The following is an 8,798-nucleotide window of genomic DNA, read 5'->3' as shown; positions in this document are numbered from 1 at the left end:
TCGGTGACGTAGTCACCGAGGAGGTCGAAGGCTTCCTTCATGCGGTCCAGGGCGACGCGGACGTCCTTGGCGGCGCCGGACTCGGCGCCTTCGCGTCCGCCCCAGGCGACGTAGGTGGTGGCGCCGAGTTCGGCGGCGAGGTCGATGTTGCGGATGACCTTGCGCAGGGCGTAGCGGCGGATGTCGCGGTCGTTGGAGGTGAAGCCGCCGTCCTTGAAGACGGGGTGGGTGAACAGGTTCGTGGTGGCCATCGGGACCTTCATCCCGGTGCGCTCCAGGGCGTCCTTGAACCGGCCGATCAGGCGGGCCCGCTCGCTGTCGGAGGACCCGAAGGGGATGAGGTCGTCGTCGTGGAACGTCACCCCGTGCGCCCCGAGCGCGGCCAGCCGCTCGACCGACTCGACCGGGTCCAGCACGGGCCGGGTCGGCTCGCCGAACGGGTCGTTGCCACGCCAGCCCACGGTCCAGAGACCGAAGGTGAACCTGTCCGCGGGGGTGGGGGTGAAACGGTCCGTCATCGTCTGTCCGCCTTCGCGTGTGTCGGGTCCGGCGCCGGCCGGTTCGGCCGGACTCATTTGTTCAGTGCAATGACTAATTATGCACGGGGCTGCTCCGTGACGTACACCCTCACGCGGGGAATCGGGGCCGCCTCTGGCCCGCAGGCCGCCCATCACGTAATTTGTTTGTCGCACGACCAAAACCGCGTGCGTACGGCCGGGCAGCCGCAGGGCCGTCACCTGCGGCTCCCGCATCCGCATGACCCATGCATCAGCACGAGAAGAGGTAGCCCATGCCGCCGCGTACCGTCGTCATCGGCGTGGACAGCTCCACCCAGTCCACCAAGGCGGCAGTCACCGACGCCGAGACCGGTGAACTGCTCGCCGTCGGCCGCGCCCCGCACGTCGTCACGGGCGCCGGCGGGGCGCGCGAGAGCGACCCGGACGTGTGGTGGCAGGCGCTGTGCGACGCCGTCGCCGCCGGGCTCAAGGAGTCCGGCCTCTCAGCCTCCTGCGTCACCGGCATCGCCGTCGCCGGACAGCAGCACGGCCTCGTGGTCCTGGACCGCTCCGGCCGCCCGCTGCGTCCGTCGCTGCTGTGGAACGACACCCGCTCCGCCCCCCAGGCCGTGGCACTGACCGCCGCCCTGGGCGGCCCCGAGGCGTGGACCGCGCGGACCGGGACGGTGCCGGTCGCCTCCATGACCGCGTCGAAGTGGCAGTGGCTGCGGGACAACGAGCCGGAGACCGCCGACGCGGCCGTCTCCGTACGGCTGCCGCACGACTTCCTGACCGAGCGGCTGGCGGGCATCGCGGCCACCGACCCCGGCGACGCCTCGGGAACCTGCTGGTACTCCACGGACACCGGCGCGTACGACCCCGAACTCCTGGGGCTCCTCGGCCTGGACACCTCCATGCTGCCCCCGGTCGCCGCCACCGGCGGAACGCGGATCGGCTCGCTGACCGCCGAGGCGGCCGAGGCACTGGGCCTGCCCGCCGGGATCGCCGTCGCGGCCGGCACCGGGGACAACATGAGCGCCGCCGTCGGCCTGGGCCTGGGCGGCGCCGGGCTCCTGGACCATCCCGTCCTGAGCCTCGGCACCTCCGGGACGGTCTTCGCCGCGTCCCGGACCCGGCCCGCCTCCACCGCCCTCTCGGGCTTCGCGGCGGCCGACGGTACGTACCTCCCGCTGGCCTGCACGCTCAACTGCACGCTGGCCGTCGACCGGGTGGCCACCCTGCTGGGCCTGCACCGCGACGACGCGACGCCCGGCGGCGAGGCCGTCCTCCTGCCCTACCTGGACGGCGAGCGCACCCCGGACCTGCCGACCTCCTCCGGCCTGCTCACCGGGCTCCGGCACGACACCACTCCGCAGCAGCTGCTGGGCGCCGCCTACGAGGGTGCGGCCTTCACCGTGCTGCGCGCCCTGGACGAACTGCTGCTGGCCTGCGGCCTCGACCCGGCCGACCCCGAGGTCGCGGGCCGGCCGCTGCGGCTGATCGGCGGCGGCGCCCAGGGCCGCACCTGGGTGGACACCGTGCGCCGGCTCTCCGGTCGGCCCCTGATCGTCCCCGTCAGCGGCGAACTGGTCGCGCTCGGCGCCGCCGCGCTCGCCGCGTCGGCCGCGGGCGGCGGCGACCCGGTCGCCGTGGCCACCCGCTGGAACGAGAAGGCCGAGGACGCCCACATCCCGGCGGTGGAACGGGACACGGAGACATGGCAGCGCATCGGGTCGGTACTGGACCGGGCGGCCGGGCCGCTGCTCGGCGGGTGAGCCGGATCCCCGAAATCACCTTTACCGGACCGCTTTTGGGATGACCGCGGATCTTCAATAGGATCCGTCGATGATCATAAGAAAACGGCTGACGGCCGGGGTGGGCGTTCTGCTCGCCACCCTGGCCGCCGGACTCGGCACCGCGCTGCCGGCCGCCGCCGACGAACCCTCCGCCGCCGCGTCACCCAAGGTCGAACTGGTCCTTGACGTCAGCGGCTCCATGCGCACCCGCGACATCGACGGCCAGTCCCGGATCTCGGCCGCCAAGCAGGCGTTCAACGACGTCCTGGACGCGGTGCCGGAAGAGGTACAGCTCGGCATCCGGACGCTCGGCGCCGACTACCCGGGCGACGACCGCAAGGTCGGCTGCAAGGACACCAAGCAGCTCTACCCGGTCGGTCCGCTCGACCGTACGGAGGCCAAGACGGCGGTCGCCACCCTGGCGCCGACCGGCTGGACCCCCATCGGCCCCGCCCTGCTCGGCGCGGCCGACGACCTCGACGGCGGAGACTCCACCCGCCGCATCGTCCTCATCACGGACGGCGAGGACACCTGCGGCCCGCTCGACCCGTGCGAGGTGGCGCGTGACATCGCCGCACGCGGCATCCACCTGGTGATCGACACCCTGGGCCTGGTACCCGATGCCAAGATCCGGCAGCAGCTCACCTGCATCGCCGAGGCCACCGGCGGCACCTACACGGCCGTCCAGCACACGGAGGAACTCTCCGGCCGGGTCAAGCAGTTGGTGGACCGGGCCGCCGAGCCCGTCGTCACCCCCGTGGCGACCGAGGGCGCGGACAGCTGTTCCGCGGCCCCCCAGCTGAAGGCCGGCCTCTACACGGACCGCCAGGAGTTCGGCAAGCACCGCTGGTACCGCGTCGACGTGCGGCCGGGCCAGGAGCTGCGCGCCTCGGTGAGCGTGGCGGCGGACCGTGCCGTCAACAACGACTACGGGGTCCTGCTGCGCGCGGTGACCACGAGCGGCCGCGAGATCGTCCGTGGCGAGGGGGCCGGCACCGGACGTACCGACGCGATCTCCACCGGACTGCGCTATCCGAAGCCTGAACCGGACGGCTCCGACGAATCCGACGGCGTGGAGCCGCCCGCCGAGGCCGTCTGCCTCCAGCTCGGCAACTCCTTCGCGGCGCCCGCCTCCGTCAAGACCACGCCGGGCATGCCCGTCGAGCTGACCATCGACCTGGTCGACGGCCCCGACGACGCGTCCGACGTCGCCGCGTTCGGCCTGGGCCGCGGCTGGTGGCTGCTGGGCGTCATGGTGCTGACCGGACTGATCGCCGGTCTGCTGTTCGGATGGATCTCGCGCTGGCGCGTCGCCGTATGGAGGACCAACTGATGCGTACGTCCCGCACCCGGCGCCTGCGGCGCGCCTGCGCCGGCGCGCTGCTCGCCGGAGTCACCCTGCTCACCTCGGCGGGGGCGGCCGCGGCCGACGACCCGTCGGCGAGCGCGAGCCCGGCCGGTGAAGACGGTGCCGGCCCCACGGAGGCGGGCACCACCTTCCGTACCGCCACGCCCGTCCAGCAGGGGCAGACCGCTACGGCGGACGCCTCCACGGGCGACTACCTGTACTGGGCCTTCCCCGCCGACGCCGGCCAACGGGCCACCGTCCGGGCGAAGATCACCCTGCCGGAGAACGCCACCCGCCACGGTGCGTCGACCTGGCAGGTCGACGTGTACGACGGGCTGCGCCGCAGGCAGGCCTGCGTGTACGGCCACCAGACCAGGAAGGCGGCCCCCGACTCGGGCGCCGTGGAGCTGTCCTGCGTCCTGCGCACCGTGCGCGCCTGGTCCGAACCGTGGGCGAACGACCCCTTGCCGGGGAGTTACTACGTGCGCGTGACCGTGGTCGGCCTGGCCGAGGAGGACCTCGGCCTGCCGGTCCACGCCGAGACCCGGATCACCTCGGACGACAGGGGCGGCGCCCACGACGTGGACGGCACCCTCGCCGAACCGCTGGTCCCGGGCGTGTCCGTCACCTCGGTCCAGGACGGTGCCCGCCTCAGCAGCGAGCCGGAGGACGGCTGGGCCTCCGGCTGGTGGACCACCCGCTGGCTGTGGACCGTGGGCGGGGGCGTACTCGCCGCGCTGGCGGCCGTGTTCGGCTACGGCCTCACCCGCGGCGGCGGCCGTCCCTCCCGGATCCCACCGGGGGTCTGACCGCCCCCGCGGTCCTCGCCGGTGCGCCCCCGTCCGTCCGGACGGGGGCGCACCGCGTCGCCGGGACGGCCGGCCGGTGGACCGTCCGCCACCGCCCGTTCCCTGGCCGGTACGGCAGCGGAGAACCAGCATGCGAGAGGGAGTTGCACGCTGCGGGCGGCCGGGATTGGCTGACCGCATGCAGCAACCGCTTTCTCCGCCTCGGCAGCTCTCCACGCTCGACCACCGCTACCGGGGCGAGCACCCGATCCGTACCCTCGGCTACCTCCTGCGCCCCGACCGGCGGCGGCTCGCCGTCGCCGTGCTCGCGTTCGTCGTCAAGCACAGCCCGGTGTGGCTCCTGCCGCTGATCACCGCGAACATCATCGACGTCGTCGTACAGCACCGCCCGGAGCGGGAGTTGTGGCTGAACGCCGGGGCCCTGCTCTTCGTCCTCGTCCTCAACTACCCCCTGCACCTGCTGTACGTGCGGTGCCTCAACGGCAGCGTCCGCCGCATGGGCACCGCGCTGCGCGACTCCCTGTGCAGGCGGATGCAGCAGTTGTCGATCGGTTACCACAGCCGCACGAGCGCCGGGGTGCTCCAGGCCAAGGTGGTCCGGGACGTGGAGACCGTGGAGCAGATGGTGCAGCAGTCCGCGGACATGGGTCTGGCGGGCATCATCACGCTGACCGGCGGTCTCGTCGTCATCGCCGTCCGGGTCCCGTCGTTCCTCCCGGTGTTCCTGGTGGTCGTGCCGCTGGCCGCTCTGCTGGTCATGAAGCTGCGGACCCGGCTGCGCAGCCACAACGAGTCCTTCCGGCAGGAGGTGGAGCAACTCTCCGCCCGGGTCAGCGAGATGACCAGTCTGATCCCGATCACCCGGGCGCACGGCCTGGAGCGGACCGCGCTCAGCCGGGTGGACGGCTCGCTGCGGCAGGTGCTGTTCGCCGGACTCCGCCTCGACGTGCTCAACGGCCGTTTCGGCGCGCTCGCGTGGATCCTGCTGAACTCGCTCGGGGTGGCGTGCCTGGCGGGCTCCGCGCTGGTGGCGTACCACGGCTGGCTGCCGATCACGGCGGGTGACGTCGTCATGCTCAGCGCCTTCTTCACGACGCTCACCGGCTCGATGAGCACCCTGCTGAGTCTCGCCCCCGTCATCAGCAAGGGCCTGGAGTCGGTCCGCTCGGCGGGCGAGGTGCTGCAGGCTCCCGACCTGGAGAACAACGCGGGCAAGGACGTCGTGGACCGGGTGGAGGGCCGCATCGACTTCGAACGGGTCGGCTTCGCCTACGAGGGGTCGGGCCGCGTCGCGGTGGAGGACTTCACCCTCTCCGCCCGCCCGGGCGAGACGGTCGCGCTGGTCGGCGCGTCGGGGGCGGGCAAGTCGACCGTCCTGAACCTCCTCATCGGTTTCATCCGCCCCACGTCGGGGCGGATCCTCCTCGACGGCACCGACATGGCGACCCTGGATCTGCGCACCTACCGGCGGTTCCTGTCGGTGGTCCCGCAGGAGTCCATCCTGTTCGAGGGCAGCATCAGGGACAACGTCACCTACGGCATGGGCGAGACGGACGAGGAGACGGTCCGGCGGGCTCTCGCGGACGCCAACGCCCTGGAATTCGTCGAGGGGCTGCCGGAGGGCATCCACACGGTGGTGGGTGAGCGCGGCGCACGGCTCTCGGGCGGACAGAAGCAGCGTCTGGCCATCGCCCGCGCACTGATCCGCGACCCGCGGGTACTGATCCTCGACGAGGCGACGTCCGCCCTGGACACCCGGTCGGAGGCGCTGGTCCAGGAGGCCCTGGCCCGCCTGGTGCACGGCCGCACGGTCTTCGTGGTGGCGCACCGGCTGTCCACGATCCGGGCGGCGGACCGCATCGTGGCCATGGACGGGGGGCGGATAGCCGAAGTGGGGACGCACGGGGAACTGCTGGCGAGCGGCGGGGTGTACGCGGGTCTGCAGCCGAAGCAGTCCGCGTAGGCGCTCCGGTCCGGCAGCGGCTCTCAGGGCGCACCCGTGCGGTCGGGCAGCCGCGTGGTGAGCCCGGGCGGCAGTGGTGCGCGTGGAGTGAACCCGCCCGGCACCGGCTCGTGGGGGCGTAGGTACCCGCCCGGTCCGGGCCGGCGCTCGCAACAAGCTCCCACCGCGGTCCGAGACCCTGACGTACTGTGGCTGCTGTCGCCAACTACACGTCGCAGCAAGGATTATGACGGCATGCCAGACAGGTGCGACGGGCCCGGCACTCCGCGGGCCTGCCGTTCGCCTCGAGCTGGACGTGGGCCCTGACACCATCGATCCCCAACCGACGCTGACACTGCAGCCGGACCGGAAGGTCATGGCGACGCTCCGGGCGCGCTGAGCGGGCTGCCGGGTGACGTCCGGGGACCGTGAATTGACCTGAAGCCCGGTCGAGGTCCTAGCGTTCCGTTGTACACACCGACGCCGGAGGCACCCGCATGAGCATGGAAGTCACCGCGTGGACATCGCTCCACAGTGCGATGAACGCGCAGCAGGACCGCAGACCCTTCTCCAAGGCCACCGTGCGCCGTATCGCGGCGTTCGCCCGGCCCCACCGGCGGCGGATCGGCCGCTTCCTGCTGCTCAGTGTGGTCACCGCACTGCTCGCGGTGGCGACGCCGGTGCTGGCCGGGAAGGTCGTCGACGCCATCGTGGACGGTGAGGAGAACGGAACGGTCGTCCGGCTCGCCCTGCTCATCGCCCTGATCGCCGTGGGAGAGGCGGGCCTCGGACTGCTCACCCGGTGGCTGTCGGCCACGCTCGGCGAGGGCCTGATCCTCGATCTGCGGACCGCCGTCTTCGATCATGTCCAGCGGATGCCGGTCGCCTTCTTCACCCGCACCAGGACCGGCGCACTGGTCAGCCGGCTCAACAACGACGTGATCGGCGCCCAGCGGGCGTTCAGCAACACCCTGTCCGGTGTCGTCTCCAACCTCGTCACGCTGCTGCTGACCCTGGTCGTGATGCTCACCATCTCGTGGCAGATCACGCTGCTCGCCCTGGTGCTGCTTCCGGTGTTCGTCGTACCCGCCCGCCGGATGGGCTCGCGGATGGCGGCGCTGCAGCGGGAGGCCGCCGGGCACAACGCCACGATGGGGACCCGGATGACGGAGCGCTTCTCGGCTCCGGGAGCCACCCTCGTCAAGCTCTTCGGCCGGCCCGCCGACGAGTCCGCGGAGTTCGCCGCCCGCGCCCGCCGGGTCCGGGACATCGGGATCCGTACGGCGATGCTGCAGTCCACCTTCATCACGGCGCTCACCCTCGTCTCCGCTCTGGCCCTCGCCCTGGTCTACGGTCTCGGCGGCTACTACGCGCTGCGCGGCAGCCTCGACCCCGGAGCCGTCGTCGCCCTGGCCCTCCTGCTCACCCGGCTCTACGCACCCCTGACCGCGCTGGCCGGCGCCCGCGTCGAGGTGATGAGCGCGCTCGTCAGCTTCGAGCGGGTCTTCGAGATCCTGGACCTGAAGCCTCTGATCGCCGAGAAGCCGGACGCCCGCCGGGTGCCGGACGGGCCGGTCTCCGTGGAGTTCGCCGGCGTGTCCTTCGGCTACCCGTCCGCCGACAAGGTCTCCCTCGCCTCCCTGGAGGAGGTCGCCACACTCGACGGCCGGGGCGGCACGCTGGTCCTGCACGACGTCTCCTTCCGGGCTGAGCCGGGACGTACGGTGGCGCTCGTCGGTTCGTCCGGGGCGGGGAAGTCGACCATCGCGCAGCTGCTGCCCCGGCTGTACGACGCCGACGCCGGCTCCGTGCGGCTGAACGGCGTCGACGTACGCGATCTCACGGCGGACTCGATCCGGGAGACCCTCGGCATGGTCACCCAGGACGGGCACCTTTTCCACGAGTCGGTGCGCGCCAATCTGCTGCTCGCCCGGCCGGACGCCACCGAGGACGACATCTGGGACGCCCTTCGCCGCTCGCGGCTGGACGGCCTGGTGGCCTCGCTGCCGGACGGGCTGGACACCGTGGTCGGTGAGCGCGGCTACCGGCTCTCGGGCGGTGAGCGCCAGCGGCTGACCATCGCCCGGCTGCTTCTGGCCCGGCAGCGGGTGGTGATCCTGGACGAGGCGACGGCCCACCTGGACTCCACGTCGGAGGCCGCCGTCCAGGAGGCGCTCGCGGAGGCGCTGGAGGGCCGTACGGCCGTCGTGATCGCCCACCGGCTCTCGACGGTGCGGGCCGCCGATCTCATCCTGGTGGTCGAGGACGGCCGGGTCGTCGAGCGGGGGACGCACGACGAGCTGCTGGCGCTGGGCGGCCGGTACGAGGAGCTGCACCGCACCCAGTTCGACCGGCCGGGCACGGAGGAGTCCCCGGTGGCCTCCTGACCACCCCGGGTGCCTCATC

6 protein-coding genes are annotated in these 8,798 nt (G+C 72.5%); 5 read left to right on the top strand and 1 reads right to left on the bottom strand.

Annotated elements, in window-relative coordinates; all coding sequences use genetic code 11:
* On the bottom strand, positions 1-518 hold a 518-nt coding region (locus tag ACH4VO_RS22955; RefSeq protein ID WP_398441266.1), incomplete at its 3' end, for a TIM barrel protein.
* A gap of 272 nt (positions 519-790) precedes the next feature.
* Between ACH4VO_RS22955 and xylB the strand changes: the two genes are divergently transcribed.
* From xylB to ACH4VO_RS22930, 5 genes are all read left to right on the top strand, one after another.
* A complete protein-coding gene (xylB, locus tag ACH4VO_RS22950; RefSeq protein ID WP_360995222.1) occupies positions 791-2,272 on the top strand; it encodes a xylulokinase in 1,482 nt (493 codons plus the stop codon).
* Between the two features lie 70 nt (positions 2,273-2,342).
* Positions 2,343-3,626: a VWA domain-containing protein gene (locus ACH4VO_RS22945; RefSeq protein WP_360995225.1), complete on the top strand. Its 1,284-nt coding sequence runs from the start codon at positions 2,343-2,345 to the stop codon at positions 3,624-3,626.
* Positions 3,626-4,450, top strand: a complete 825-nt coding sequence (locus ACH4VO_RS22940; RefSeq protein WP_360995420.1) for a hypothetical protein — start codon at positions 3,626-3,628, stop codon at positions 4,448-4,450. The genes ACH4VO_RS22945 and ACH4VO_RS22940 overlap by 1 nt, the downstream gene beginning before the upstream one ends.
* Positions 4,451-4,628: 178 nt before the next feature.
* Complete coding sequence (locus ACH4VO_RS22935) at positions 4,629-6,413, top strand: ABC transporter ATP-binding protein (RefSeq protein ID WP_360995227.1); 1,785 nt, start codon at positions 4,629-4,631, stop codon at positions 6,411-6,413.
* A 476-nt stretch (positions 6,414-6,889) separates the two neighbouring features.
* Complete coding sequence (locus tag ACH4VO_RS22930) at positions 6,890-8,779, top strand: ABC transporter ATP-binding protein (RefSeq protein WP_360995230.1); 1,890 nt, start codon at positions 6,890-6,892, stop codon at positions 8,777-8,779.
* Positions 8,780-8,798 lie beyond the last annotated feature (19 nt).

This window comes from Streptomyces sp. NPDC020780 (genome assembly GCF_044334475.1).
GTDB lineage: Bacteria > Actinomycetota > Actinomycetes > Streptomycetales > Streptomycetaceae > Streptomyces.
This window is presented reverse-complemented; position numbering and strand designations above follow the sequence as displayed.

What these genes read in the sequence shown, in the direction of transcription:
- ACH4VO_RS22930 (WP_360995230.1), top strand. Translation starts at nt 6,890, where the DNA reads ATGAGCATGGAAGTCACCGCGTGGACATCGCTCCACAGTGCGATGAAC.
- ACH4VO_RS22945 (WP_360995225.1), top strand. Translation starts at nt 2,343, where the DNA reads ATGATCATAAGAAAACGGCTGACGGCCGGGGTGGGCGTTCTGCTCGCC.
- ACH4VO_RS22935 (WP_360995227.1), top strand. Translation starts at nt 4,629, where the DNA reads ATGCAGCAACCGCTTTCTCCGCCTCGGCAGCTCTCCACGCTCGACCAC.
- xylB (WP_360995222.1), top strand. Translation starts at nt 791, where the DNA reads ATGCCGCCGCGTACCGTCGTCATCGGCGTGGACAGCTCCACCCAGTCC.
- ACH4VO_RS22940 (WP_360995420.1), top strand. Translation starts at nt 3,626, where the DNA reads ATGCGTACGTCCCGCACCCGGCGCCTGCGGCGCGCCTGCGCCGGCGCG.